At 69.7% G+C, this 23,954-nt stretch carries 27 protein-coding genes and 1 pseudogene; 14 read left to right on the top strand and 14 right to left on the bottom strand.

Annotated features, from left to right (window positions below):
* Nucleotides 1-137: 137 nt before the first annotated feature.
* Complete coding sequence (locus ABT063_RS33335) at nucleotides 138-395, top strand: hypothetical protein (RefSeq protein WP_351063573.1); 258 nt, start codon at nucleotides 138-140, stop codon at nucleotides 393-395.
* 769 nt (nucleotides 396-1,164) lie between these two features.
* Here ABT063_RS33335 and ABT063_RS33340 read toward each other — a convergent pair.
* Nucleotides 1,165-2,004: a class I SAM-dependent methyltransferase gene (locus tag ABT063_RS33340; RefSeq protein WP_351063575.1), complete on the bottom strand. Its 840-nt coding sequence runs from the start codon at nucleotides 2,002-2,004 to the stop codon at nucleotides 1,165-1,167.
* A 461-nt stretch (nucleotides 2,005-2,465) separates the two neighbouring features.
* Nucleotides 2,466-3,038, bottom strand: coding sequence for a YceI family protein (locus ABT063_RS33345; RefSeq protein ID WP_351063577.1), 573 nt, complete (start codon nucleotides 3,036-3,038; stop codon nucleotides 2,466-2,468).
* A gap of 932 nt (nucleotides 3,039-3,970) precedes the next feature.
* On the opposite strand from ABT063_RS33345, the gene ABT063_RS33350 reads away from it, so the two are divergent.
* Nucleotides 3,971-4,666 (top strand): ester cyclase, encoded by a 696-nt coding sequence (locus tag ABT063_RS33350; protein ID WP_351063579.1) that lies wholly within the window; start codon nucleotides 3,971-3,973, stop codon nucleotides 4,664-4,666.
* Between the two features lie 21 nt (nucleotides 4,667-4,687).
* The gene (locus tag ABT063_RS33355; protein ID WP_351063581.1) at nucleotides 4,688-4,882 is read left to right on the top strand and encodes a hypothetical protein; all 195 of its coding nucleotides are present in this window, start codon (nucleotides 4,688-4,690) and stop codon (nucleotides 4,880-4,882) included.
* Between the two features lie 11 nt (nucleotides 4,883-4,893).
* On the opposite strand, the gene ABT063_RS33360 is transcribed toward ABT063_RS33355, so the two are convergent.
* The 5 genes from ABT063_RS33360 to ABT063_RS33380 form a co-directional block, all read right to left on the bottom strand.
* Entirely contained in the window at nucleotides 4,894-5,169 is a 276-nt protein-coding gene (locus ABT063_RS33360; RefSeq protein WP_351063583.1) for a twin-arginine translocase TatA/TatE family subunit, read from the bottom strand.
* Nucleotides 5,170-5,242: 73 nt separating this feature from the next.
* Entirely contained in the window at nucleotides 5,243-5,827 is a 585-nt protein-coding gene (locus tag ABT063_RS33365; RefSeq protein WP_351063585.1) for a TerD family protein, read from the bottom strand.
* Nucleotides 5,812-6,549, bottom strand: coding sequence for a hypothetical protein (locus tag ABT063_RS33370; RefSeq protein WP_351063587.1), 738 nt, complete (start codon nucleotides 6,547-6,549; stop codon nucleotides 5,812-5,814). Before ABT063_RS33370 ends, ABT063_RS33365 begins: the two co-directional genes overlap by 16 nt.
* A 95-nt stretch (nucleotides 6,550-6,644) precedes the next feature.
* The gene (locus ABT063_RS33375; protein ID WP_351063588.1) at nucleotides 6,645-7,220 is read right to left on the bottom strand and encodes a TerD family protein; all 576 of its coding nucleotides are present in this window, start codon (nucleotides 7,218-7,220) and stop codon (nucleotides 6,645-6,647) included.
* Between the two features lie 157 nt (nucleotides 7,221-7,377).
* Nucleotides 7,378-7,644, bottom strand: a complete 267-nt coding sequence (locus ABT063_RS33380; protein WP_351063590.1) for a GlsB/YeaQ/YmgE family stress response membrane protein — start codon at nucleotides 7,642-7,644, stop codon at nucleotides 7,378-7,380.
* A 189-nt stretch (nucleotides 7,645-7,833) separates the two neighbouring features.
* On the opposite strand from ABT063_RS33380, the gene ABT063_RS33385 reads away from it, so the two are divergent.
* The 3 genes and pseudogenes from ABT063_RS33385 to ABT063_RS33395 all read left to right on the top strand — a co-directional run.
* Complete coding sequence (locus ABT063_RS33385) at nucleotides 7,834-8,223, top strand: BlaI/MecI/CopY family transcriptional regulator (protein ID WP_351063592.1); 390 nt, start codon at nucleotides 7,834-7,836, stop codon at nucleotides 8,221-8,223.
* 6 nt (nucleotides 8,224-8,229) lie between these two features.
* On the top strand, nucleotides 8,230-9,162 hold the full coding sequence (locus ABT063_RS33390; RefSeq protein WP_351063594.1) for a M56 family metallopeptidase: 933 nt from the start codon (nucleotides 8,230-8,232) through the stop codon (nucleotides 9,160-9,162).
* A 128-nt stretch (nucleotides 9,163-9,290) separates the two neighbouring features.
* Nucleotides 9,291-9,464: pseudogene (locus tag ABT063_RS33395) on the top strand (transposase); the annotation flags it as partial.
* A gap of 94 nt (nucleotides 9,465-9,558) precedes the next feature.
* Here ABT063_RS33395 and ABT063_RS33400 read toward each other — a convergent pair.
* From ABT063_RS33400 to ABT063_RS33415, 4 genes are all read right to left on the bottom strand, one after another.
* Nucleotides 9,559-9,840 (bottom strand): hypothetical protein, encoded by a 282-nt coding sequence (locus tag ABT063_RS33400; protein ID WP_351063596.1) that lies wholly within the window; start codon nucleotides 9,838-9,840, stop codon nucleotides 9,559-9,561.
* A 200-nt stretch (nucleotides 9,841-10,040) separates the two neighbouring features.
* On the bottom strand, nucleotides 10,041-10,496 hold the full coding sequence (locus tag ABT063_RS33405) for a tellurite resistance TerB family protein (RefSeq protein ID WP_351063598.1): 456 nt from the start codon (nucleotides 10,494-10,496) through the stop codon (nucleotides 10,041-10,043).
* Nucleotides 10,497-10,966: 470 nt separating this feature from the next.
* On the bottom strand, nucleotides 10,967-11,962 hold the full coding sequence (locus ABT063_RS33410) for a sporulation protein (RefSeq protein ID WP_351063599.1): 996 nt from the start codon (nucleotides 11,960-11,962) through the stop codon (nucleotides 10,967-10,969).
* 97 nt (nucleotides 11,963-12,059) lie between these two features.
* On the bottom strand, nucleotides 12,060-12,278 hold the full coding sequence (locus ABT063_RS33415) for a hypothetical protein (protein ID WP_351063600.1): 219 nt from the start codon (nucleotides 12,276-12,278) through the stop codon (nucleotides 12,060-12,062).
* Nucleotides 12,279-12,658: 380 nt separating this feature from the next.
* Between ABT063_RS33415 and ABT063_RS33420 the strand changes: the two genes are divergently transcribed.
* The 7 genes from ABT063_RS33420 (at nucleotide 12,659) to ABT063_RS33450 (ending at nucleotide 19,675) form a co-directional block, all read left to right on the top strand.
* Nucleotides 12,659-13,993: a hemolysin family protein gene (locus ABT063_RS33420; protein WP_351063602.1), complete on the top strand. Its 1,335-nt coding sequence runs from the start codon at nucleotides 12,659-12,661 to the stop codon at nucleotides 13,991-13,993.
* Nucleotides 13,990-15,012 carry a hemolysin family protein gene (locus ABT063_RS33425; protein WP_351063604.1) on the top strand — a complete coding sequence of 341 codons (1,023 nt, stop codon included), beginning with the start codon at nucleotides 13,990-13,992 and terminating at the stop codon, nucleotides 15,010-15,012. The genes ABT063_RS33420 and ABT063_RS33425 overlap by 4 nt, the downstream gene beginning before the upstream one ends.
* Before the next feature lie 237 nt (nucleotides 15,013-15,249).
* Nucleotides 15,250-16,593 (top strand): hemolysin family protein, encoded by a 1,344-nt coding sequence (locus tag ABT063_RS33430; protein WP_351063606.1) that lies wholly within the window; start codon nucleotides 15,250-15,252, stop codon nucleotides 16,591-16,593.
* A complete protein-coding gene (locus ABT063_RS33435; protein WP_351063607.1) occupies nucleotides 16,590-17,609 on the top strand; it encodes a hemolysin family protein in 1,020 nt (339 codons plus the stop codon). Before ABT063_RS33430 ends, ABT063_RS33435 begins: the two co-directional genes overlap by 4 nt.
* Nucleotides 17,610-18,098: 489 nt before the next feature.
* Entirely contained in the window at nucleotides 18,099-18,329 is a 231-nt protein-coding gene (locus tag ABT063_RS33440) for a hypothetical protein (RefSeq protein ID WP_351063608.1), read from the top strand.
* 185 nt (nucleotides 18,330-18,514) lie between these two features.
* The gene (locus ABT063_RS33445; RefSeq protein ID WP_351063609.1) at nucleotides 18,515-19,402 is read left to right on the top strand and encodes a universal stress protein; all 888 of its coding nucleotides are present in this window, start codon (nucleotides 18,515-18,517) and stop codon (nucleotides 19,400-19,402) included.
* 129 nt (nucleotides 19,403-19,531) lie between these two features.
* Nucleotides 19,532-19,675: a hypothetical protein gene (locus ABT063_RS33450; RefSeq protein WP_351063611.1), complete on the top strand. Its 144-nt coding sequence runs from the start codon at nucleotides 19,532-19,534 to the stop codon at nucleotides 19,673-19,675.
* A 610-nt stretch (nucleotides 19,676-20,285) separates the two neighbouring features.
* Here the strand turns inward: ABT063_RS33450 and ABT063_RS33455 are convergent.
* The 3 genes from ABT063_RS33455 to ABT063_RS33465 form a co-directional block, all read right to left on the bottom strand.
* Entirely contained in the window at nucleotides 20,286-21,314 is a 1,029-nt protein-coding gene (locus tag ABT063_RS33455) for a hypothetical protein (protein WP_351063613.1), read from the bottom strand.
* A gap of 19 nt (nucleotides 21,315-21,333) precedes the next feature.
* Entirely contained in the window at nucleotides 21,334-21,612 is a 279-nt protein-coding gene (locus ABT063_RS33460; RefSeq protein ID WP_301999784.1) for a hypothetical protein, read from the bottom strand.
* Nucleotides 21,613-21,689: 77 nt separating this feature from the next.
* On the bottom strand, nucleotides 21,690-22,094 hold the full coding sequence (locus tag ABT063_RS33465) for a transposase (protein ID WP_351063615.1): 405 nt from the start codon (nucleotides 22,092-22,094) through the stop codon (nucleotides 21,690-21,692).
* Nucleotides 22,095-22,727: 633 nt separating this feature from the next.
* Between ABT063_RS33465 and ABT063_RS33470 the strand changes: the two genes are divergently transcribed.
* Nucleotides 22,728-23,924 carry a site-specific integrase gene (locus ABT063_RS33470; RefSeq protein WP_351063616.1) on the top strand — a complete coding sequence of 399 codons (1,197 nt, stop codon included), beginning with the start codon at nucleotides 22,728-22,730 and terminating at the stop codon, nucleotides 23,922-23,924.
* Nucleotides 23,925-23,954: the final 30 nt, after the last annotated feature.

Below are 23,954 nucleotides of genomic sequence, written 5' to 3' on the forward strand. Positions count from 1 at the left end.
CTCCCCAGGTGCGCAAGCTGTGCGAGAAGTACGGCATCCCGTACACCAGCGGCCCGCTGCCACGCCAGTACGCCTCCACCTGGACCCGCATCTGGCGCATGGCACTCCCGTAATCCCCCGGTACCAGCAGGTTGCCGGTGCTGCTGCTCGACGAGGCGACGGCCCATCTCGACGGACTGAGGGAGACCGCGCTGCGGCACACGGTTCAACGGGCCACCGAGCACTGCACCGTCGTCCTGATCGCCCACCGGCTGTCCACCCTGACCTCCGCCGACCACCTGGTGCCTGTCGCGGACGGCCGCGTGCGCGACCACGACCGGCACGGGGAACTCCTGGGAAGAAACGAGCTGTACCGGGATCTCGCCGCGACCCAGATGCCCCCGAAGGAAGCCTGACACCACGTCCTGATCATTCGTCAGAAAGATGTCCGGCTGGACACTGAGCAGGGGGAAGTGACCGTCGTGGGAGAGGCAGTACCCCGGATCGTCCTGCGCCGCGGCGCCGGGACCGAGGCCGAGGACCACATCCCGATCGGCACCCGGGACGGCGACCGGCTCGCGCTGAGCGTCGACGGCCAGGAGGCGGTCGTCATACCCGCGAAGGGACGGCTGACCCGGCGTTCGTACCGCGTCGACGTCCGGCACACGGGCCGCGCCTACCGCCTGGTGCCCGACTCCATCCCGGACAGCCGGCTCCTGAAGGGCAAGGATCACATCGGGGACTTCTCCTCGGACGGCGACGGGCGCGTTCTGGCCGAGTGGAAGGAGGGCGCCCAGGTGGACGCGGTGGACGCGGCCCTCGGGTACGCGCTTGCGGACCGCCTGGCACGAACCGGGCGAAGCTGTCGCGGGCCGTGCGTTCCCGATCGGCGGCGTCCATGTCCTGGTTGCGGGCCAGGCTGTGGAAGGCGTTGCGGGCCGCGATGCCGTGCAGTGCGGCGAAGGGGCCGATTCCGCCCTGGAGGGTTTCGACGTGTCCGGCGATCAGGGTGGCCCCTGCGAGCCCTACGTCGCTCCGTGAACGGGCGCCTGCGCGGTACTGCATCGCCGGGATGACCTTCCGATGTCCGGGTGTCCGGGGCCAGAACGGCCCCCGGGCAGCCTTGGCTCGTGGCCCAGCACCATGCCGGAAAGCGGTGTGGGACTTGGGCCCGAGGTGATGCCGTCAGCTTCCTGCTTGATGCGCCACAGCGGATGCGTGGGAGGGCGCAGGGGTCTGGAGGTCGGCGTGTGTGATGCGGATCTTGGACTGGCCGTGCGGCAGCTTCTCCCAGTCGTCCATGAGCCGCGCCCGCAGCCCGTGCTTCTCGGCGAGGGCAACCAGGGTCTCGGTTCGGTAGTAGAAGTCCTCTCGCAGCACATGGTGTTCGCGCCCGGTGGTCCGGTCGAAGGTGAAGTCGAAGAACCCGCCCGGGGACAGCACCCGCCCGACATGGGCCAGGCACTCCTCGATGACCGGCTGCGGCGAGTGGGAGAAGACGCTGTGAGCGTGCACGACGTCGAAGGAGGCGTCGGGGAGGAAGTCCAGGGCCAGGTCCCGCACCAGCGTCAGATGCGGCAGCTTGTCCTGGAGTCCTTCCCTCACGAGGGTCCGCTGCGCGGCGAGCAAGATGTCCGGCGAGATGTCGATGCCGTAGTAGTTTCCCGGGTCGAGGTGGCGGATGAACAGCCGTCCGGCGCGCAGGGCACCGCAGCCGATGTCCAGCATCCGCTGGTCGGGCCGCAGCCCGTGCTCGTCCACCAGATAGGAGAACTGCATCCGGCCGATCCGCTCCCAACTCTGCTTTGAGGGCGCGCCGCCGACCGCCGCTTCCACGCTGCGCGACGCGTCGGAGGCCATCACCGCCCGGTAGTAGGCGACGTGGTCTCCCCAGTACCGGGCTCGCAGCCGGCTGTCGCGCGCCAGCCGTCGCAGATGGCACGGCACCCGCCGCGGGTGTCGGACCGCATAGCGCGCCAGATGCAGCACAGACCTGCGATTCCTGGAGAGCTTCTGGGGTTCCATGGCGGAAAGGCTCGCATCGGTGCGCGCCGTCGCAGCCCTCACACGCCGACAGCCACACGTATGAGCCCTCCCCGAGGCGGCCCGTTGACGTCGCAGTCACCGGCCGCCGTCCGCTGCCCGGGCTGGACGGGGTCCACCGCTTGGCCGTTCACGCACAAACGACGCTGACGGGGCGAGCCAGGTGGTGGCGCGGCTGATGTCGGAGTTGGTGACGAACGCCAGGACGAGGGCTCGGCGGACGGGGCTGGTCTCGAGGGCGGGCATTGGACCAGCGGATCGTCGGGGACGGCCGCCGGGATGCCCTCGATCGGCACCATCACGGTCGCGCCCGTTGTGGGTCGCCCTCGGCGATGGGGACCTGGTGCGGACCCTGCCAAGGTTGCCCAGTGTGCCGACAAGAGCATCACGACGCCTGGCTTCGGCCGCCGGGCGGCCGTCCGCACCCGGCCCGACCCCGGCGGCTACTCAGGCCGGTCTGCCCGTTCGAGCCTGGCCACCTCGAATTCCACCCGGACGTCGTCGGCCAGCCGCAACGCGCCCAGGAATGCGGTGTAGGGCTTGATGCCCCAGGTGGTTTGCGTGACGGTTGCCCAGCCGCGCAAGAGGCTGTCGCCCTTGCCCTTGCCGTGCACCGTCAGCGGGTGGGTCCGGCCCTTGATGGTGAGGTCCCCGGTGATCTCGAAGGACTGCGGCGTTCCCGTGATGCGGGTGGAACGGAAAGTGATCGTGGGGTGCTCTGCGGCGTGCAGCAGGGCCTTGTCTGCCAGCGTCCGTTTGATTTCCGTCCGGTCGGCATCGGTGAGCGCCTTCAGTCCGCCTGTTCCCTCCCGGACCTCCAGCGAGCCTGTCTCGACCGTCACACGCACCGATGACCTGTCCGGGGCGCCGACGGCCACCACCGCTTCCCCGGACCACCGGGTTGCCTCGATCGTGAGGTCGTGCCCCGCCCTGCGGCCCAGCCCGGCGCGGCCGGTCTTGATCAGGAGGCGGCCGGTCGACGGTCCGAGCCGGTACGTTCCGTCTGTCAGCGTCACAGCGCCGAGGGTACGGGGCAGCTGCGGCCGGGTCGTTGAGGCAGCCCATGCGGCGTGTCCCCCAGTCTCTGCGCCGGGATGAGCTGCAGCGACGCCGGATGCCCTGGGCGCGGTCACGGCATCTGCCTTCGCGGCGAACCGCGTGGCCCGCCCTGCCAGACGCGGCAAGGAAGGCCCGCAGTCCGGCGTGCTGATCCGTGCCCTCCCAGACGCGAGCCCCCGGCCCTCCCACACGCCGACGAGCGACGAGCCGCGTACACAGGGCAGGGCAACCGCACGGTCCAGGCCATCGCCTCCGTCCGCCACTGGCGACCATGATTCACGCAGCAACGGCCGGGCATGTAAGGCGTCCACCACCGGTGGGACAGATCCGTCGCACCTTCTGCTGTGCCGGTACGCGAAGTGCCTGTACGACCGGCAGTCCATCAACAACCAGCGCATCGAAGGACTCCTCAGCGCCTACGACCGACCGCCCGACCTGGATCAGTAACGTCCGGAGCGGAAGGGGGATCGCTCTGGAGCCAGTCGCTATCGAGGTGGGCGAAGGTCAGCTGTTGCTTCCGGTGACGTGTGCGCGGCACAGCGCGGTGACGTCCTCGGCGCGGAAGTCGAGTAGTTTCGAACCGCGGGATCAGCTTCGCATGTCCGCGTCCTCGGGATGGCGCCACCGGCCCTGGCGGAGCAGCGACGTCAGCTGTACGGGCAAGGCCGGTCCCCGGGCCTTCGCGTTTCCCATGGCGGACTGCCTGTCACGCCCGCTGCCAATCATTGTTCGGGTCAGGTTCTTAACCCCGGATCAGCTGGTTGCAGCGCCAAAGAGACACGCTCCAGCGCTGCTCTAGAGCGACGGAAGAGGCAAGGGTGAGAGGTCGGGTATAGCCTGAAATGGCCCTATTGGTTGACATGTTTGCTCATCGCAACTGGAGGGGCTCATGACCTTCGTTCAGCTCATCGACTGCAAGACCAGCAATGTCGATCAACTCAACCAGCTGATGGACAGCTGGGTTGAGGCGACCCAGGGCAAGCGGACCGCCACGCACTCGATCGTCGGGCGGGACCGCGCGGACTCCGCCCATGTCGTCGAGATCGTGGAGTTCCCGTCGTACGAGGAGGCGATGAAGAACTCCAACCTCCCCGAGACCAACCGCATCTTCGAGGAACTTGTCGCCGCCTGCGAGGAGACGCCCACCTTCACGGACCTCGACGTCGTGCGGGACGAGCAGCTCAACAAGCTCGTCGTCCGCCGCTTCTTCGACGAGGTCATCAACGCCAAGAACCTCGACCTCGCCGACGAGCTGTGCACCGGCGACTACCGGGAGCACGACCCCTCCCTCTCCTCCTACGACGTGGACCTCGCCCAGGCCAAGCGGGAGAACGGCGAGATCCTGGACGCTTTCAATCCCCGGCTCACCGTGGAGAGCATGATCGCCGAGGGCGACCTGGTGACCTGCCGGATCACTTTCGAGGGCCGGCACACCGGCACCTACCAGGGGCTGGAGCCCACCAACCGGGACGTCGCCGGGACCGGGCACGCCACGTTCCGCTGCCAGGGCGGCAAGATCGCCGAGAGCTGGTGGAACTGGGACGACCTCGGGCTGCTGCGGCAACTGGGGGCCCTGGAAGCCTGACCCATCCCAGCAACCGCCGTCGTGAGGACCGGCCGACGACCCCGCAACGCGGTCACGTGGACAACGGGCCGCAGCCGTCCGCCGCCCGGCGGACGGCTGCGGCGGCTCGGCGCCCCGGTGCCCGGCCACTTCCACTCCGGCACCCACCATCCGGCCTACGGGGAGCGGGAGTTGCACCACTCCTTGCCGATGCTGCTGCGCGCCGTGGGCGAGTGAACGGGCGGGCGTCAGCCCTGGGCGCGAGGTGGCTCTTCGCCGCCCGGTCGCGTGGCGGACCGGGGCACATCGGCGGGCGGTGTGCCGGGTGTGCCGGTCTCGCCCTGGATCACGCGAGGGGCAGCCTGCTCCCCGGCCGCGCCCTGCTCCTCCTTGATCGCCCTGGCCTCCGCCTTGAGGATGCGCGCCGACTTGCCCGCCGAGCGGGCGAGGTCGGGGAGTTTCTTGGCGGCGAGGACGGCTATGACGACGATGAGGATGATCGCGAGCTCGCTGAGTCCGAACATGCGGGTCCTGTCTGCTGTGGGGCCCGGTCCGGGGATGGCCGAGCGCATCGGGGGAGGCGGGCGGTGCCCTGGTCTACAGGTGGGTGGCGATGGACGGCAGCAGGTCCTTGAAGGTGCGGCCGGTGGCGGGTTCGCCGATGGCCTTCATCTGCCAGCCGCTGCCGGTGCGGTGGACCTTGGCCATGATCTGGGCGGTGTGCTTGCCACCGCCGGTGAGGGTGTAGCGGGCCAGTTCGGCTCCCGTGGTCTCGTCGACCAGGCGGCAGAACGCGTTCTGTACTTCGGCGAAGGTCTGGCCGGTGAAGGAGTTGACCGTGAACACGATCTGGTCGACCTGCGCGGGGACGCGGGCCAGGTCGACGAGGACGGCTTCGTCGTCGCCTCCGGCGCCGGCCCCGCCGGTGAGGTTGTCGCCGGTGTGCCGGACGGAGCCGTCGTCGCTGACTAGGTGCTGGAAGAAGACGACGTCGACCGGCTGCCCGGCGGCGAAGAGTACGGCCGAGGCGTCCAGGTCGATTTCTCCGCCTCCGGTGAGCTTGGCGAGAAGGCCCCTGCGGGGCGCGGCCTGCCAGCCCAGGCCCATCCGGACGGAGCTCAGGGCGCTGCCGTCGGCCTTGTTCAGGCTGATCTGCTGACCCTTGGTCATGTTGACCGACATGGGGGGCTTCTCCTTCGGGTGTGGCGCTGTTGAGGGAACTGTCCGGGACCGTCTGCTCGGCCGTCCGGACCGGCATGGCTGCTAGCCGGTGAGCGGGGCCCGCTCTTGGAGTCGGTGATGGGTGTGGCAGTGGGCGGCGCCGGGTGGAGGAGCGGATCCTCGCCGATCGACCGGCGTAGGTGGGGCAGAATGCCGCGCTCCAGCAGGGCTTGCTGCCAGTCCAGCCGTGCCTGCTCCAGTCGGGCGGGGTGTGTGGAGGCGCCGCGCCCGCGTATCGCCGTGCCCAGCAGCGTGGTGAGGGCGATGAGTGCGCTCAAGGCCGCGATGAGAGTGAGGATCCAGCCGGCGGCTATGAGCGAGCCGGGCAGTGTGCCCCGAACGTCGGTCAGCTGGAGCAGGTAGCCGAGGAGGAGCAGGACCGCGGCGGATGAGGCGGCCACGGGCGGCGTGAGCACCGCAAGGGCGGTCACCAGGCCGGCGGCGGGTCGGCGCGGTGTGGTCTCCTCGGCGGACGCGGTGGGACAGGTGAGATAGGTGCGGTACTCGCCGTAGGCCGCCGCCGTGATCTCGTCGGCGTCGGCGAGGGCCCGCAGGCGCGTGGCGGCCCGGCCGGTGGGGTCGGCGCGCAGGGCGCCCAGGATGTCCGGGGTGTTCAGCGCCAGTTGCAGTACGGCTTCGAAGTCCGCCCGGTCCTGGGGGCGGAGGCCAGAGGGGTCGGCCACATGGTCTCCTGACGGGTAGGGGTGTGCTTCGGCGCCGGACGAGGGTGTGCCGGGCCCGCCCCCGGGGGTCAGAGCTCGGGGGCGGGCAGCCTGCGTCAGACGCCGACGCCGAAGTCGGAGGCGATCCCGGCCAGCCCGGACGCGTACCCCTGCCCGACGGCGCGGAACTTCCACTCGGCGCCGCTGCGGTAGAGCTCGCCGAAGACCATCGCGGTCTCGGTGGCGGCGTCCTCGGACAGGTCGTAGCGGGCGATCTCGGCGCCGCCGGCCTGGTTGACGACGCGGATGAAGGCGCCGCGGACCTGGCCGAAGCTGTGGCCGCGGTTCTCGGCGTCGTGGATGGAGACCGGGAAGACGATCCGGTCGACCTCGGCGGGCACGCCCGCGAGGTTCACCTTGACCACCTCGTCGTCGCCCTCGCCCTCACCGGTGAGGTTGTCGCCGGTGTGCTCGACCGAACCGTCCGGGCTCTTGAGGTTGTTGTAGAAGATGAAGTGCTGGTCGGACGGCACCTTGCCGGAGGCGTCGAGCAGCAGCGCGGAGGCGTCGAGGTCGTAGTCGGTGCCGGTGGTGGTGCGTACGTCCCAGCCGAGGCCGACCAGTACGGCGGTCAGGCCCGGTGCCTCCTTGCTGAGCGAGACGTTGCCGCCCTTGGACAGGGAAACTCCCACGGGTACTCCTTCTCGATGCGTCAGGTCAGGGCCCGGCGGACCCCGGAAATAAAAACTACAACACTGTAGAAAACGAGGAAGGGTTTGCGTGGCCTCGGAGATCGGCCGTGTCGCGTATGGCTGAGAAATGGTGTGGTGGGTGCAGCGGCGTGGCCGGTCAGTCACGGGAGTTGCCGAAGAGGATGCGGTAGCCGATCAGCAGGACCAGCGCGCCCGCGACGGCCGAGCCCCAGGTGGCGGCGTCGAAGAACTCCCGCTGCACCGGCCGGTCGAGGAACCTCGCCGAGAGCCAGCCGCCCAGGAAGGCCCCCGCGATGCCGATGACCGTCGTACCGATGAGTCCGCCCGGATCGCGCCCGGGCAGGACGGCCTTGGCGATGGCCCCGGCGAGAAGCCCCAGGACCAGCCATGCGATGACACCCATGTCTACCGTCTCTCCTTGTGTCGTTGCCGCCGGTGCGGCACGGAAGAACCTGTCCGGGCAGCGTAGCTTCTACAATCATGTAGATACTGTGATGAGGGGCGGCGGAGCACCGTGGCACAGTGGTCGGCCGTGGTACGTCGATACGATGGACCGCCCGTGAACTCGGGGTCAGCGGAAGGGAGACAGGGCGTGACGGACCAGCGGCAGCGTCCCCGGCGGCGGGGGCAGGGTGAACTGGAGGCACTCGTCCTGTCGGCCCTGAGCGAGGCGGACGGCCCGGCGAGCGCGGGGTGGGTGCAGGAGCGCCTCGGCGGAGACCTCGCCTATACGACGGTGATCACGATCCTCACCCGGCTGCTGGCCAAGGGCGCGGTGACCCGCGAGCGCGCCGGCCGGTCCTTCGCCTGGACGCCGGCCTCGGACCAGGCGGGCCTGGCGGCGCACAAGATGCGCAAGGTGCTCGACGCCGAAAGCGACAGGGAGGCGGTGCTGGCCAGCTTCGTCACCTCCCTGGAACCGGACGACGAGCGGCTGCTGCGCGAACTGCTGGGCCGGGCCAAGGACGAGAGGGAAGACTGAAGCCTCATGGGGGTGTTCGTCTTTCTGCCGCTGGTCCTGCCGCTGACGGCGTGGCCGATCGCGCGCCTGGCCGAGCAGCGGCTGCATCCGCGGACCGCCACCCGGCTCCTGACCGCGCTGGCTGCGGTGATGGCGGTGTGCAGCACCGTGTGCCTGGGGCTGCTGATGGTGGTCGGCACCGCGCAGTTGCCCGGCAACCCGCTGCCCGACGCCTGGTCGGACCCTGAGGTGCGCGAGGCGGTGCCGTACGACGAGGTGGCCGGGAAGCTGGCCATCCCGGCGCTGCTCGCCGTGCTGCTGGCCTGCGGCCGCACGCTGTGGCGGCACCGGCAGGTGCGGCGCCGAGCCCACCGGGCGCTCGCCGGCCTGCCCGGCGCCGAGGTGGCCGTCCTGCCCGACGAGGTGCCGTACGCCTATGCCCTGCCCGGCGGGCGACGGGACCGGGTGGTGGTGACCACCGCCCTGCTGTCCTGCCTCGAACCGGCCGAACGGCGCGCCCTGTTCGCCCACGAGCGTGCTCACCTCGCTGCCCGGCACCACCGGTTCCTGCTCGCCGTCCAGCTGGCCGCGCGCGCCAACCCGTTCCTGCGGCCGCTGCGTCCGGCCGTGTCCTACACGACGGAGCGGTGGGCGGACGAGGAGGCGGCGCAGGCGGTCGGCAGCCGCAGGGCCGTGGCGTGCGCGATCGGCAAGGCGGCCCTGGTCTCCCGCGGAACCCCGGTACCCACGCTCGCGGGCTTCGCCGCGCCGGGCCCGGTGCCGCGCCGGGTCGCCGCCCTGCTCGGCCCCGCGCCCGCGATGCGCAGCTGGCCGTCGGTATTCACCTCGGTGGGCCTGGCCGCCTGGGGCGCGGCGGCGGGGACCGCGGTCTCCGCGCTGTCGTCCGCGAACTCCGCGGTCACGATGGTGCTCATCCTGCACGCGGCGACGCCCCTGTGAAGACGCACCTCTCAGGGGACATTTTGAGCTGTTGACCGTTCTGTTGTCGCCTGAACGTGTGGGTCTGGGGTGATGGGGCTGGTCCGCGGGCTTGGGTGCGCTGGGGTGGCGGGGTGAGTGAACGCTAGCCGTACCGCAGCGATTCGTCCGACGAGCGGTGGGCGTTGATCGAGTCCGTGATCACGGCTTGGAAGGCCGCGCCCTCGGTCGGCGGCCATCAGGGCAAGTGCGCGATGCGGGAGATCGTCAACGCGATCTTGTACCAGTCCCGGACCGGCTGCCAGTGGGACTTCCTGCCGCACGGGGCAGCCTTCTGTTCACGGGGGCAGCGGCGGGCGGGGAGGCGCTTCGGGGTATCAGGTTTCCGGGGCTGTGCTTGCGCACTCGGGGCGCCGTTCAGCGGGTGACGGCGAACATGAGTAGGACGATGAAGAGCGCCAGGGTGCCGAGAGTGGCGCCGATGAGGGGCGGGCCGAAGTTCGTGGCGAGGCCCCGCTCGTTGTTCCAGACCCCCAGCACTCCCAGGAGGAGAGCGAGTAGCCCGAGGGGCGCGGCGACGAAGTCACCGATGACGGGGATGAAGGAACCCACGAGGGCGACAATGCCCATGGTGAGGGAAGTGTCTCCCGGGCGGTTGCGGGGCGCGGCCCCGTGGGGTTCGGCGTCCTGTTGCGGCATGCCGTCCTCTCGCGCTGGAATTCCGGTACGCCACCGAGGGGCCATCAGCCGTACAGCGGCTTCGCCGCTTTCTTACCGCCATCTGTCCGGCTCTGAACGCATCGGCGCTCTCGGAGTCTCGCTGACTGAAGCGTCCCCGAAGGGGACGGCGTGCCGGGCGCCGTCACCAGTGGTCGCCCGGCACGAGCGTCGTAAGGCGATCAGAGGTCGAACTCGTGGGGCGGCAGGTCGAGAGTGAAGCAGGCTTCGCGGACGATGGCCTGTTCGGTCTTGTCGAAGTCGCCGTCGGCGCCGCCGATGACGATGCCGATCTGGATGACCGCTCGGGCCTCGGCGGGCTTCTTCTTCGCCTTGGCGATCTCCTGCAGGACGCTGACCTTGCCGAAGTCGAAGTCGGCGGTGAGCTTGCTGAGGTTGTCGTCGAAGCGGCGCTGCAGGTCGGTGGCGTCGAAGTTCTGCAGCACCTCGTTGGTGGCGATGAGCTGGGCCACGCGGCGGCGCTCGGAGGGGTCGATGGTGCCGTCGGCGGCCGCGACGAGCGCGCACATCGCCATGCTTGCGTCGCGGAAGGCGCCGCTCTTGAGGTCGTTCTTCTTTGCCATGAGCTGGGTCTGCATCGTCGATGCGGACTCCTTGAGGCGGTCCCACAGGGCCATGCGAACTCCATACGGTCGAGGGCTGGACCGCTCCGAGAGCGGCCCGGTGCACCAGCAATATCTACAGCAACGTAGAAACTAGCGACTCGGCGGATAAGTTCCAGTGATTTCCGAGAGGCTCGGGTGAAGTGGCGGCCCCGGAAGGTCCTGGGGCAGCCTCATGCCTTGGTCTGGTGTGAGGTCCACCAGGCGCGGACTTGCCCCGGCCTGGCGCAGCCTCTCTCCGGCCTCCTCGGCAGCGGCTGGAACCGGACAGCGGGCCGGCTGCTGCGCTCCTGCGGTCACTCGCTCCACCTCTCATGCCATGTCATGCGGGTCTCGCGACCGCATCCGCGCGGGTTCGTCGCCTTCAGGATCCGCTTCGCCGACGGATCCTGGCTTCAGGTCGGCCGCCGGGGCGAGCCGGGCGACGCCGATCAGTCTCTGCGCACGGTCAGCAGCTGCTCGGCCCGCCGGCTCGCCCCGGTCTGTCAGCCCTCCTCTTCTTCCTCGTCGCCCTCGAAGAAGTCCCCGACCTCGTCGACGACTTCGGCCGCGACCATGCCGCCTACGACTCCGACGGCGAGCCCGGCCGCGCCCGCGGCGACGGCGGTGCCCATGCCGGGGCCGGAACGGTGGCCGTCGTGGTGGTGCTCGCTGTGCCCGTGACCGTGGTGGCCCGCGTGTCCGTACGCGGCATGCGAGCCGTAGGACGCCCGGTGCTCGACCAGCTGGCGGATCCAGCCGTCGACGATCGTGTTCCAGTCCTGGTGCCCGACTCCGTCGTGGGAGACGGTGAACCGGGTGAGCGCATCGTGGCCTTCGGAGAACAAACCGCCGCGCTTGTCCGCCTCCAGGACGACTTCCATGCCGCCCGGGTTGGCGAGGAAGGTCAGCTCGATCTCGTTCACGGCCTGTGCGTACTGCGGGGCCGGGGTGAGTTCGACCTCCTGGTAGAAGGGCAGCTGCTGGCCGGTGCCGCCGATCCGGCCGTACTCCAGGTCGGCGGACTTGAAGCCGAAGCCGAGCTGGCCGAGCGCTTCGAGGATCGCCTCCTGGACCGGCAGCGGACCCACGGTCAGCTGGTCCAGGTCGCCTTTGTCCTTCGCGCCGGCCACCGACAGCTCCGTGCGCACGCCCAGCACGATGCCCAGGCCCTGCCCGTACAGCTCGGTGATCGGTGTTTCCCACGGCAGGATCACGGTGAACGGGACGCTGCGCACTTCGCCGGCCGCGAGCCGGAAGTTGCCGCCGACGGTGAACCGGTCGAAGGCAAGGACGCCTTCGCTCTCGCCCTTATCGTGCTCGGCCTCGACCCGCGCCACCAGCTCCAGGGTGATGTGCTCGATGTCGAAGTCGCTGTCCCCGCCCTTGAGGTGGACCTGACCAGACAGGCCGCCGCCGGGGATGGCCGCGCCGGAGTCGAGGGCCGTGTCGACCGTGGGGCCGCCCACGCCGAGCGAGCCGAGCAGTCGTTTGAACACCATCGTGGCGTCCACTCCTTAACGTACGTGTGCTTCCTGAGAGAGTGGTGCCGTGTGCCCGTGCGGGCGTCACGGCACCACAACTGTGCGAGGGGGCGGGCTACTTGGCCGCGTCGAGGGCGGCCAGCGCCTGCGCCCGGCGGACGTACTTCAACTCGGCCAGGTCGGCGATGGTCTTGCCCCCGAACGCCTCCTGTAACAGCTCGCCGTCGCGGTCGGAGACCCCTTTCAGCGCGCCCACCGGTGCAGCCAGGATCTCGGGCAGGCTCTTGTCCGCCCACGCCTTGTCGAGCACCTTGTCCAGGCCGATCGAAGCCATGCGTCCTCTTCCGTAGTGCCAGCAGGTGAGAAGCGTGCGCCTTGAGGGAACAACCGGTAGCAGCGACACGCTGTCTCTACAGACACGTAGAAGCATATGGTTGTCGGGACCGGTCCACACCGTGTCCCGGCGGCCGTGGCGGGAAAGTCCGAAAAGAGTCGCCGAGCGAGGCCGGCCAGGGACATGACCTCGATGCTTTGCCGGTCTTTTACGATGCCGGGGAGGGCGTGTCCCGGCCCTGTCGACCACCGAGGGTTCGCCTGACCCTCCAGGCCAAGAAGGAGTGACGGTCCCGCAATGGGTGAGCCTCCCAGTACCAGCCGTGCCGTACCCCGTCCGCAGCCCGCGCTGTCTGTGCGTGAGGGATCGGGGGTGGCACGGTGACCGAGGTCCTGCTGCTCCTGCTGGCCCTCCTCCTCACCCTGGCCTGCGCCCTGTTCGTCGCCGCCGAGTTCTCCCTGACCACCGTCGAGCGCGGTGAGCTGGAGCGTGCCGCCGAGGCGGGCGAGCGCGGCGCCGAGGGCGCGCTGAAGGCCGTACGCCACCTGACCGTGCAGCTGTCCGGCGCCCAGCTCGGCATCACGGTCACCTCGCTGGTGATCGGCATGCTCGCCGAGCCCTCGCTCGCGGCACTGCTGCGTGGGCCCCTTCGGGCCATCGGCCTGGGCGGTGCCGCCTCGTCGGTGGCGACCGTGCTGGGTGTGGCCGTCTCCACCGTCGTGCTGATGGTCGTGGGCGAGCTGGTGCCGAAGAACTGGGCGATCTCCCGGCCGCTGGCCGTCGCCAAGGTGGTCGCCGGCCCGCAGCGCGGGTTCACCGCCGCCTTCGGCCCGTTCATCCACCACCTGAACAACACCGCGAACCGGTTCGTACGCCGCTTCGGCCTGGAGCCCGCCGAGGAGCTGGCCTCCGCCCGCGGCCCGGACGAGCTGGTCGCGCTCGCCCGGCACTCGGCCGCCGAGGGTGCCCTGGAGGCGGACTCCGCCGAACTGTTCGTACGCACCCTGCACCTGAGCGAGCTGACGGCCGAGAATGTGATGACCCCGCGGGTCGACGTCAAGGCGCTCGAAGCGCACGCGAGTGCCACAGACGCCGCGAACCTCACCCACGCCACCGGGCTGTCCCGCTTCCCGGTCTACCGCGACAGCCTGGACGAGGTCATCGGGACCGTCCACATCCGTGACGTGCTCGCCCTGGATCCGGACAAACGGCAGCTCACGCCTGTGACCGAGCTGGCCACCGCGCCGCTGCTGGTGCCGGACAGCCTGACCGCCGACCGGCTGCTGGAGCGGCTGCGCGAGACACGCACGATGGCCGTGGTCATCGACGAGTACGGCGGCACGGCGGGCGTGGCGACCGTGGAGGACATCGTCGAGGAGGTCGTCGGCGAGGTCCGCGACGAGCACGACCCCGTCGAAGTCCCTGATCTGCTGCCTGCTCCCAGGACGGGGGACGGGCGTGCGGTGTGGGAGGCGGACGGTTCGGTCCGCCTCGACGAGCTCGCCGGGATAGGGCTGGCGGCGCCGGAGGGGCCGTACGAGACAGTGGCCGGCCTGGTCGCCACCCGCCTCGCGCGCATCCCGGCCAAGGGTGACGAGCTCGACCTGGACGGCTGGCGGCTTCATGTCCTTGACGTCGAGCACCACCGTGCCGACCGCGTCCGCATCACCGAACCGGTCCGGGTGCCGGTCCAGGCGGGGGAGGAGTCCCGATGACCGCGTTGCAGCTCACCATCGGTGCCCTGACTTTGCTGACCAACGCCTTCTTCGTCGGGGGTGAGTTCGCCCTGATCTCCGTGCGCCGCAGCCAGATCGAGCCGCGCGCCAAGGACGGTGATACACGGGCCCGGATGACCTTGTGGGGCCTGGAGCACCTCTCCGCGATGATGGCCACCGCCCAGCTCGGCATCACCGTCTCCTCGCTGGTGCTGGGCGCGGTCGCCGAGCCGGCCATCGCGCACCTGCTGGAGCCCGCCTTCGAGGCGGCCCACATCCCGCACGGTGCGGTGCACCCGATCGCGTTCGTCATCGCGCTCAGCCTGGCGACGTATCTGCACATGTTGATCGGCGAGATGGTCCCGAAGAACATCGCGCTCGCCGCGCCGGTCCCCACCGCGCTGCTGCTCGGCCCGCCCCTGGTCGCCCTCACCCGGGCGCTGAGGCCGGTCGTCTTCGGTATCAACGCCTTCGCCAACGCCCTGCTGAAGCTGCTCCGGGTGGAACCGAAGGACGAGGTGGAGGCGGTCTTCACCGACGATCAGCTCGCGCGCATGGTGGTCGACTCCAGCCAGGCCGGGCTGCTGGCGCCTGCGGACGGCGAACGCCTGCGCGATGCACTGGAGCTGGGCACGAGGCCGGTGGGCGAGATCCTCGTCCCCGCGCAGCAGATGCGCACGGTCCCCCACACCATTACCCCGGCCGAGCTGGAGCGGACGGCGGCCGAGGCGGGCTACTCACGCTTCCCGGTCACCGGCCCGAACGGCACCCTGCTGGGCTACCTGCACATCAAGGACACCCTCGGGATCACCGACCGCACCCAGCCGTTCCCGCGCACGGCACTGCACCCGGTCACCGGGGTCCGCATCGACACCCCGCTGGACGACACGCTCACCGCCCTGCGCACCGACGGCAGCCATCTGGCCGCGGTGACCGGCGAGACGGGCACCGTCCTCGGGTTCGTGACCATGGAGGACGTCCTGTCCGAACTGGTCGGCCCCACCCCGGCCACCGCCTGACCGCCGCGTGCGCGCCCCCGCACGCGGCGGCCCGGTACGGCCTGCCGGCGCCCGGCGGGTCCGCACGGAAGCGCTCGGGAACGCGTACTCAGTCACAATCGTTTACCTGCCGCACGCCAACTGAAGGAGCAAGCCCGTGTCCGCCAGACCGACGGACTCCCCGGGGCACAGTCCCCGACCATCCCGCCACATTTCAAATGATCGTTTTGATCGCGGTGCGCGGCGGGGTGGTGTTCGATGAGTACCGCGAATGCCGTACTCGGCCTGCTGGCCGTCTTCGTCCTCACCGCCGGCACCGGCTACTTCGTGGCCCAGGAGTTCGCGTACGTCTCCGCCGACCGGCTCGCCCTCACGCGTGAGGCTGAGGCGGGCGACAAGAAGGCGGCCCGCGCCCTGAAGGTGCTGGAGCGGTTGTCGTTCATGCTGTCCGGCGCCCAGCTGGGCATCACCGTGACCGGCCTGGTCGTCGGTTTCATCGCCGAGCCGTCCGTGTCCGCGCTGCTCAAACCCGCCCTGACCGGCATCGGCATTCCCGAGGGGGCCGTCTCCGGCATCTCCGTCGTCCTTGCCTTCGTGCTGGCCACGGTCGTGCAGATGGTGCTGGGCGAACTGGCGCCGAAGAACCTCGCGATTGCCGTACCGGAGCGGCTGGCGAAGTCGCTGGCCGCCTCCACACTGGCGTACCTGAAGGTCGTCGGCCCTGTGGTGCGGGTCTTCGACGGCGCGGCGAACGGGCTGCTGCGCAAGGTCGGCATCGAGCCCGTCGAGGAGCTGCACCACGGCGCCACCCTGGAGGAGCTTGGCCATCTGATCGGCGAGTCCCATGAACAGGGCCAGCTGCCCAAGGACACCGCCGACCTGATCGACCACGCCCTGGAGTTCTCCGAGCGGACGCTGGACGAGGTGATGGTGCCGCGCGTGGACGCCGTCTTCGTCCGCAAGGGCGCCTCCGCCGCTGAGGCCATCGAGCTGATCGGCAAGCACGGCCACTCCACCTACCCTGTCCTGGGTGATCACCCGGACGACGTCGCGGGCGTCGTGGGCGTGCGGGAACTGATGCGGCTGCCCGCCGACCGCCTCGCCGCCACCACTGCGGACGCACTCGCCCGCAGGCCGCTCATGCTGCCGGACACGTTGCCGCTGCCGGACGCGGTGACCCGGATGCGTGAGCTGGACGACGAGTTCGCCGTGGTCCTGGACGAGCACGGCGGGGTGGCGGGCATCGTCACCTACGAGGACATCGCCGAGGAACTGGTCGGTGACATCGCCGACGAGACCGACACCGTTACCGACCTGGCCGTCCCCGACGGCACGGGCTGGCTGGTGGACGCCGGACGCCGCCTCGACGAGGTCGCCGACGCCACCGGCATTGACCTTCCCGAGGAGGAGGACTACGACACCGTGGCCGGTCTGGTCATCGACCGCCTCGGCCGCTTCCCGGCCATCGGCGACCGGCTCACCGTCGGTCTGCCCGACGGCGGCAGCGCGGTGATCGCCGTACGCACGCTCGACCGGCACGTGCCGGAGCGGGTCCGCCTCGAGCGACTGCCCGTGGCGGAGCATGAGGAGGAGCAGGCATGAGTTTCCCGATGGCGCTCTTCGTCACCGTGCTGCTGCTGATCGGCAGCGCCTTCTTCGTCGCCGCCGAGTTCGCGCTGGTCGCCGCCAAGCGGCACCGGATGGAGAAGGCCGCAGCCGCCGGTCAGCGCGGTGCCAAGGCCGCGCTGGCCGGGATGCGCGAGCTGTCACTGATGCTGGCCGGCGCCCAGCTCGGCATCACCGTGTGCACGCTGGGCCTGGGCTCGGTCTCCAAGCCCGCGATCTCGCACGAACTCGACCCGCTGCTGCACGACCTGGGCCTGCCGAGCGCCCTCAGCTACGGCGTGGCGTTCGCCGTGGCGATGATCGTCGTGGTGTTCCTGCACATGGTGGTCGGCGAGATGGCGCCCAAGTCGTGGGCCATCGCCCACCCCGAGCGCTCGGCGATGCTGCTCTCCCCGCCCTTCAGGGGCGTGGTCAAGACGGTACGGCCGCTGATCGGGCTGCTCAACCGGATCAGCAACGCCCTGGTACGGCTGTGCCGGGTCACCCCGCGCGACGAGCTGGCCTCGGTCCACAACCGCGAGCAACTCACCCATCTCGTCGAGGAGTCGCAGCGGCTCGGTCTGATCAGCGAGTCAGACTCCGAGCTGATCACCCGCTCGCTGACCGAGCCCGAGACCCCGGTGAGCGACGTCCAGGTCCCGGCCGCCGGGATCACCTCGGTCGACGGCGACACCGGCGTCGAGGACATCCTGCGCACCGCCGCCGACCACGACCGCACCCGGCTGCTGGTCCGCGAGGGCGGCACGGTCCTCGGCTCCCTCCACGCCCGCGACGCGCTGGTCGCCCGCGCTCAGGGCCGTACCGTCACCGCCCGCGCCCTGGCCCGCCCCGTACCGGAGCTGACCGCCAACGCCACCGTCGCGGACGCGATCGACCTGCTCCGCCGGCACCGCGCCTCGCTCGCACTCGTCTGCGACGACACCGGCCGCCTCACCGGCCTGGTCAGCCTGGACGACCTGCTCGCCCGCTACCTTCAGCCCCAGGCGGCCTGACCTTCCGAGCGGGTAACACCCGTTGAAGGGGCGGGCATGCTGCCCGCCCCTTCGCGGTGTCTGCCAGGGGGTCACACATCAGGCATCGGGTGCTCGGGTGCGTGAGCGGCGCGTCTCGTGCTGAAGCCGTCCCCCGGCCATGCAAGCATCTATAGTGCTGTAGAAGTCTCTCCTGGGGCGTGATCGCTCAACAGGCCCGCCTTCCGCCCGGTTCCACAGCCAGAGCGGGACCTCCAATACAACCGGTCACCTTGTCCGCGCCCACGCCGATACGGGCCCCTATACGGGAGTCTGCGGCATGTCACGGCACTGGGCGACACCAGGAGGCAGAGGGACGCGGGCGGAACAGGGTCGGCTCCCTTGGCCTCGCCCTTCTGCAGGGGCGGGGACAAGCGAGCGGGGGCATGCTTCGGGTAGAACTGTGGATCCCTCAGGAGACTTGCGATGGTGTGAAGTCACCATTTCCATCTTGACGCCAGGGGGCACACGGTGACCGTGACCATCGATGGCGGCCATCGTGGGGCGGTCGAGCTGCTGGTCGACGGCAAGGAAACCGGTCGCGCCGAGGCCCGTGGGAGTCGGCCTCTGATCCTCACCGGCGAACTGCCCGCCGATCCTCCGCTGCCCTTGAGTGTACGCATCACGCCGGGGCCCGGCGCGCCCCGCTGTACCGCCGTGATAGACGGTGCGGAGACAGAGATGTCCCCACGGGCGTTCTGAGCCTGGGTCCCGTCGGCACGGCCGACACCAGCGGACGTGTAGCCCCGGGCCAGGGGCAGGGGGAAGCTGGGGGAGGAAGACAGCGCGGCAGGCGAGTGCCCCACGTGCGCAGGGGCTCCTTGCGACGGGTGCCCGTGGTGGCATTGCGCCTGGCCACGGGCGGCCCCGGAGGGGAGGAGCGGGCAATGAACGGGCCAGTGTTGGTAGGAGTGGACGGTTCACCCTCAGCCCTGGAAGCGGTAGACGCCGCCGTCCAAGAGGCGTCGCTGCGAGGTGTGGAACTGCGCGTGGTGCATGCCTTTCTGTGGCCCGCCCTGCACGCACCACCCGGTTCGTCGCCGCTGGGACCTCCCACCGGCGCCGTGCACGAAACAGTCGAAGGGATTGTGGCGGACGCCGTGGAACGCGCGCGGAGGCAGGCCGAGGGCCTGCACGTCCGCCACGCCGTGATCGCTGGTGAGGCATCGACGGTCCTGCAGGCACAGTCGCGCACGGCGCAGCTCATCGTGGTCGGCCACCGAGGCTCCGAGGGCTTCGCCGAACTGCTCCTGGGTTCCACCGCCGTATATCTGAGCGCGCACGCCTGCTGCCCGGTGATGGTCGTCAGAGGACGCCCGGACCCGGCCGGTCCGGTGCTGGTGGCTGTCGACGGCTCCCCACAAGGGCAGCCCGCCATCGCCTTCGCCTTCTTCGAGGCCGCAATGCGGGACACAGAACTGGTCGCGCTCCACGCCTCGAGCACCTGGACCGATCACGGCGAGCACGCTCTGGGCCACCCAATGGACCTGGTGGACCTGGTGGGCGACGTGGACCGGCTCCAGCAGGAGGAAGAGCGGGCGCTGGCCGAGGCCCTCTCAGCACACCGCGACCAGTACCCGGGCGTCACCGTCCGGCCCCGTCTGGTCCGCGGGCGCACTCGCCCGGCACTGATCGAAGCGAGCGCGGACGCCCGCCTGATGGTGGTCGGTGCACGCGGGCGCGGCGGACTCACCGGACTGCTCCTGGGGTCCGTCAGCCAGGCCGTCCTCCATCATGCCCACTGCCCGGTCGCTGTGGTGCGCTCCGACCTCTGACCGACTCACCGCCGACCGCGGCGACACACCGACCAGCACCGCTGCCCCCAACGCTGATCGGCTGGGACGTGAAGGTAGACCGGCTGACCCTGGGAAGGCAGGCGCAAGCAGGACCTGCTCGACGAGCTGGTGCTGCTGATCCATCCGGTGATCGCCGGCGAGGCCGCAAGAAATTGTTCGCTGACGACACCCCCACTGAAGAAGCTCGAACTGGTCAGTGCCCAGCCCGCAAGCAGCGGCGTGCTGATCGCAACCCACCGGCCGGTGCCATGAGTTCTCGGCGTGTGCGCCCGAGCCGTTGCGCCGGATCCTTCATGACGGGTGCCGATCACTTTCTGCGGGTCCATGACACCGTCGCCGACGCAGAAGCGGCCCCCGGACGCTGATCTCCCGCTTCACTACCTGTGCTCCGGCAGACCTGGTGTCATCTGCCCGGTTCGGGGCATTCAGGGACTGGGTAGATCTTTTAAGATCAAAAGCGATCAAGTATGGCGGCAGTGCAGAGGCCCCGGTGTCCTACGAGGGCGGTATGTGAGTGCACAGGCGATTTGTCGCCACCTGTGCACTCACATACCCCCTCTCACAGCGTGCCAACGTGAAACTGCGGACGGTCGCCGAGGCCGTCACGGCGACCGCGTCCGGGCAGCCGATGCCAGCCGAGTTGCAGGAGCACTTGGCGGCCGCCGTGCAGGTATGGCATACCGGGCAGCAGCGCGGTCCCGGCCGGGTAGTCCAAGCGGCGCCTGGCCCGGGAAGAGCTCCCGTACGCCGGTGCGACCGGCTGCCGACCGCTGGTGAGGGAGGTGCCGGCGATGCATGTCCGCTGTCTAAACTCTGGGGCCCGAAAAGAGGCGGGCGCGGTCACGTCGGGGCGGCGGAAGAATCAAGGCCCGTAGCAGGCGGAGGAGTTCGTGGCTGCTGGGGCTCCGTACGCAGACGCGACGTCACCGTAGTTGCGCTGGAGGAGTTCCTCATGGCGCGGGCCGAAGTTCTCGCGCCATGTTCCTGTCCTGCCCTGGTGGAAGGTGAAGGAGTTCGGGTTGAAGATCTGCTCGGCGATGGTTGCGGGGTGGGCGGCGTGGTGGCCGAGGAAGTCGGCGATGCGGGCGACGGCGGCCTGCTGGGCGATGCTGGTGCCGCCGCCGTGAGGCCCGATGAGTTCCTCGAACGACACCTTGCACACGGCCGGGTGGCGCAGCAGCCACAGGGAACGGCGGGTCGTCTCCATGCCGGGGAAGCCGGGGTCGGTCAGGGCGAGGTGGAGTCGGGCGTCCATGTCGGGCAGGGAGCGCAGGATGTCGCGGTAGATGCGGTGGTCGGGGAAGGTGCCCACAGGGTCGGGCCGGTCCGGGGGCGCGTCGCGGACCAGGAAGTTGATGGTGGAGACGAGGATGTCCGGCAGGCTCCGGTAGTTGAAGATGATCCTCGGCCTGCCGGTGTCGAGCCAGGTGTTGAGGAAGGCGGGGTCGGCGGCGGTGAGGTCGAGCTGGTGGACGAACCAGCAGCACCGGCCGGGCAGCAGCTGGAAGTCGGCGGCTTCCGGCGCGCACAGCAGACGCCCCACCAGGCCGGCGTCCACTCCGGGAACGCCGGGCAGGGACAGCGGTGTGGGCGCCCCGAGCCGGAGCGCCCACACCTTGTGCAGGGCCGCGACGACGGCATCGAACGCTGCCGCCAGCGCCGTTCGGTCGTGGCCGCCGAGCAGCCGTGCGGCCTCCTCGGAACCGTAGGCGACCTCCAGGAGCCGCCGTACCTGTACCGGGTCGGCGAACTCCACGTCGCCGGACGCCCGTACGGCGCCGAACGGCGCATAGCCCAGCGCCTTCATCACCTCACCGATCAGGTGGGTGCCGCTCTTGCGCAGCGACACCACCACAACGTGCGAGTCTCCTGCCGCAACCGTCTCGGTCACCGCTGTCCTCCGTGCTCCGTCACGCGCCCAGCGGCCCGCCCAGCCCGGTGCCGTAGTCGGTGTTGGCGCACCTGTTGCGCTGGATGAGCAGCGGCGCCTGCACCAGGTTGGCGCCCAGCGGGGCCGCGCCCTCCTGGGTGCGGTCGGCCTGCGACTGCTGCCCGACGTTCGCGCAGTAGTTGTCGTGGGCCGGCAGTCCGATCGCGCCGATGCCACCCGCGGCGGCGGGAGCGGCGGAAGTACCGACGGCGGCGGCCGCGGCAAGGGCGAGAAGGGCGGCGCGAGACGAAAGATTCACAGGGAGATGTCCTTGTCGTGTGACCTCATCAGCTTGCATGACAAGAACGCTGTTCCGCCGTTCGCGGTAACTCAATGTCACCCGATCCGGTTGCGCGCCGTGCTGCTCTCGCTCGGGCCTGCTGACAAGTAGCCGCGGACGGTGCGGGGTTGGCGCTGTCGGCGGCGGGGGAAGCGGCGGGTCTCGTGGGCGAGGTCGTCGGTCGAGTGAGCGCGTGAGGCGTGTACGTGTCGTTTGATGTCGGCGGTGAGTAGTTCGTTGGGGTTGAGTTCGGGACTGTAACCGGGCATCAGGTGCAGTTCGACGCGGTCGGCGTGTTCGTCCAGCCAGGTGCGGACGGCTTTGCCGCGGTGGACGGGGTGCCGGTCGGCGATCACGTGAACCTTCCGTCCGGCCTGGCGACCCTGTGCTCTGCGGCACTGTCCACTTGGACTTGGCGGAAGGCCGAAACTGTGACGACCCTGTGGATAGTGCCTGGTCAAGAAGCATCGTCAGGCGCTGGGGCGGCACCCGCTTGAAATGGCCTCGGGCCGCTGCGATCAGATCGTCGACGGCGATGCCTCGAGGGTGTGCGGCAACGAGCTGGATCAAGGGGGCGGCGGCGGTCGACGTTCTCTTGCTGCTGGACGCGCCCATGAACCATCCCCGGTGGTGCTGGCATGCCGGATGGAGACCAATGGCCCAAATCGGCATAGTCTTTCGGAACTTGACTTTTGTGCTGCCGTAACCGCCTGTTGTGGGAGTGTTACGGCAAAAGAAGTGGCGTCGGTTCGGTCCTGGCCAGAAGTAGCTGCGCTGGCGACATCGCTCCAGTCGCTGTCCGTCCTCTTCTGCAGACATCGCAGGTTGCCTGAACAACGCCCTGGCCTGCGGCTTCACGGTGTCGGGAGGTCTGGAAATGGGGATCATGCCGCGGTCGGGGCCAGCGAGGGCGAGGTTATGGCTAAGTAGGCCGACGTCGGAGGAAGAGGGCAGTGCTTGGTGGGGGTGAGGGTGAGCCCTCTCTGCTCGGGGTGGCAGTGGTGTCCAATCGACCACTCGTAGGTTGTCGGTGTGCGTCAGAGTGAGCATTTGGTGATCGCGAGGTCACGTAGAGCAGTCTCGGTCGGTTCTCGTTGTCCAAGATCAGAGTGCTGCCGCTCAAGGGCGCCATTGCCTCCGGGTTCTTCTGCGTTTACCTGGTCGGAAAGGTGGTGGACGTCATGAGGGGTTCGGCATCGCATACACGCGGCGTTCCCAGAAGCAGGCGTGGTGGAAGGACGGTGATCGCGGCCAGGTCTGGCAGAAGTCGTTCCGCGGGAGGTGTGACGGATGTCAGGGCGCTGGCCGAGGAACTCGGTGCCGCGCTGGTCCGGGCGGTCCGGCCGGTCGCGGATGATTCACTGGCCAGTGCAGGGGCGGGCCATGGCTCGGTCACCATCAGCTGGTACGCCTTTGCTCTTGAGTACCTGGATATGCGCTGGCCACAGATCGCGGCGAAGACCCGCAACGAGACGAACGCCGCGCTCTGCGCGATCACTCAGGTGATGCTTCGCGAAGTGCGAGGCCGCCCGAATGACGAGTTGTTGCAGCGTTCGCTGCGGGACTGGGCCTTCGTCCTGCCCCGGCCGGAGTTGCACACGGCACCCTCGGACGTGCGGCTTGCTCTGCGCTGGGTGGCGAGGGCGTCGCGCCCGCTGACCGACCTGATGGATCCGGCTGTGATGCGGGCTGTGATGCAAGCCCTGCGGCTGAAACAGGACGGCACGGTCGCAGCTGCCGAGACTCAGCGGCACAAGCGCATGACCCTCGTGAACGCCGTGCGGTACGCCATCGAGCAGAGAATGCTCGACAGCGATCCGATCGCCAATATCAACTGGCGGATCGCCAAGACCGTCAAGCAGGTCGACCCTCGGGTGGTCGCCAATCCAGCCCAGGCCCGCTCCCTGCTCTGCGCCGTCTCCTACGTAGGAAGCCACCGACGGGCCCGGGGACGGCGGCTGGTCGGGCTGTTCGCCGGCATGTACTACGCCGGGCTGCGGCCCGAGGAAGCTGTCGCGGTGACCCTGCCGGACTGCGTCCTGCCTGTGGAGGGCTGGGGCAGGGTGATTCTGCACGTCACTCGGCCTCAGGCGGGCAAGAAGTGGACCGACACCGGACAACTCCATGATGAGCGTGGTCTGAAGGGGCGTCCGCTGGGAGAGACCCGTCCAGTGCCGCTTCCTCCCGGTCTGGTGGCGATGTGGCGAGAGAGTTCACACCTTCGGTACGGCCAGCGACGGGCGGCTGTTCTTCAACGAACGGGGTGGCATCCTCGCTTTCAGTACGTATGACACCGTCTGGCACGAAGCCCGGGAACTGGC

The organism is Streptomyces sp. NPDC002838 (assembly GCF_040295365.1).
GTDB lineage: Bacteria > Actinomycetota > Actinomycetes > Streptomycetales > Streptomycetaceae > Streptomyces.

What these genes read in the sequence shown, in the direction of transcription:
- ABT063_RS33340 (WP_351063575.1), bottom strand. Translation starts at nt 2,004, where the DNA reads ATGGAACCCCAGAAGCTCTCCAGGAATCGCAGGTCTGTGCTGCATCTG.
- ABT063_RS33435 (WP_351063607.1), top strand. Translation starts at nt 16,590, where the DNA reads ATGAGTTTCCCGATGGCGCTCTTCGTCACCGTGCTGCTGCTGATCGGC.
- ABT063_RS33390 (WP_351063594.1), top strand. Translation starts at nt 8,230, where the DNA reads ATGGGGGTGTTCGTCTTTCTGCCGCTGGTCCTGCCGCTGACGGCGTGG.
- ABT063_RS33365 (WP_351063585.1), bottom strand. Translation starts at nt 5,827, where the DNA reads ATGTCGGTCAACATGACCAAGGGTCAGCAGATCAGCCTGAACAAGGCC.
- ABT063_RS33380 (WP_351063590.1), bottom strand. Translation starts at nt 7,644, where the DNA reads ATGGGTGTCATCGCATGGCTGGTCCTGGGGCTTCTCGCCGGGGCCATC.
- ABT063_RS33430 (WP_351063606.1), top strand. Translation starts at nt 15,250, where the DNA reads ATGAGTACCGCGAATGCCGTACTCGGCCTGCTGGCCGTCTTCGTCCTC.
- ABT063_RS33415 (WP_351063600.1), bottom strand. Translation starts at nt 12,278, where the DNA reads ATGGCTTCGATCGGCCTGGACAAGGTGCTCGACAAGGCGTGGGCGGAC.
- ABT063_RS33350 (WP_351063579.1), top strand. Translation starts at nt 3,971, where the DNA reads ATGACCTTCGTTCAGCTCATCGACTGCAAGACCAGCAATGTCGATCAA.
- ABT063_RS33400 (WP_351063596.1), bottom strand. Translation starts at nt 9,840, where the DNA reads ATGCCGCAACAGGACGCCGAACCCCACGGGGCCGCGCCCCGCAACCGC.
- ABT063_RS33425 (WP_351063604.1), top strand. Translation starts at nt 13,990, where the DNA reads ATGACCGCGTTGCAGCTCACCATCGGTGCCCTGACTTTGCTGACCAAC.
- ABT063_RS33360 (WP_351063583.1), bottom strand. Translation starts at nt 5,169, where the DNA reads ATGTTCGGACTCAGCGAGCTCGCGATCATCCTCATCGTCGTCATAGCC.
- ABT063_RS33445 (WP_351063609.1), top strand. Translation starts at nt 18,515, where the DNA reads ATGAACGGGCCAGTGTTGGTAGGAGTGGACGGTTCACCCTCAGCCCTG.
- ABT063_RS33410 (WP_351063599.1), bottom strand. Translation starts at nt 11,962, where the DNA reads ATGGTGTTCAAACGACTGCTCGGCTCGCTCGGCGTGGGCGGCCCCACG.
- ABT063_RS33405 (WP_351063598.1), bottom strand. Translation starts at nt 10,496, where the DNA reads ATGGCCCTGTGGGACCGCCTCAAGGAGTCCGCATCGACGATGCAGACC.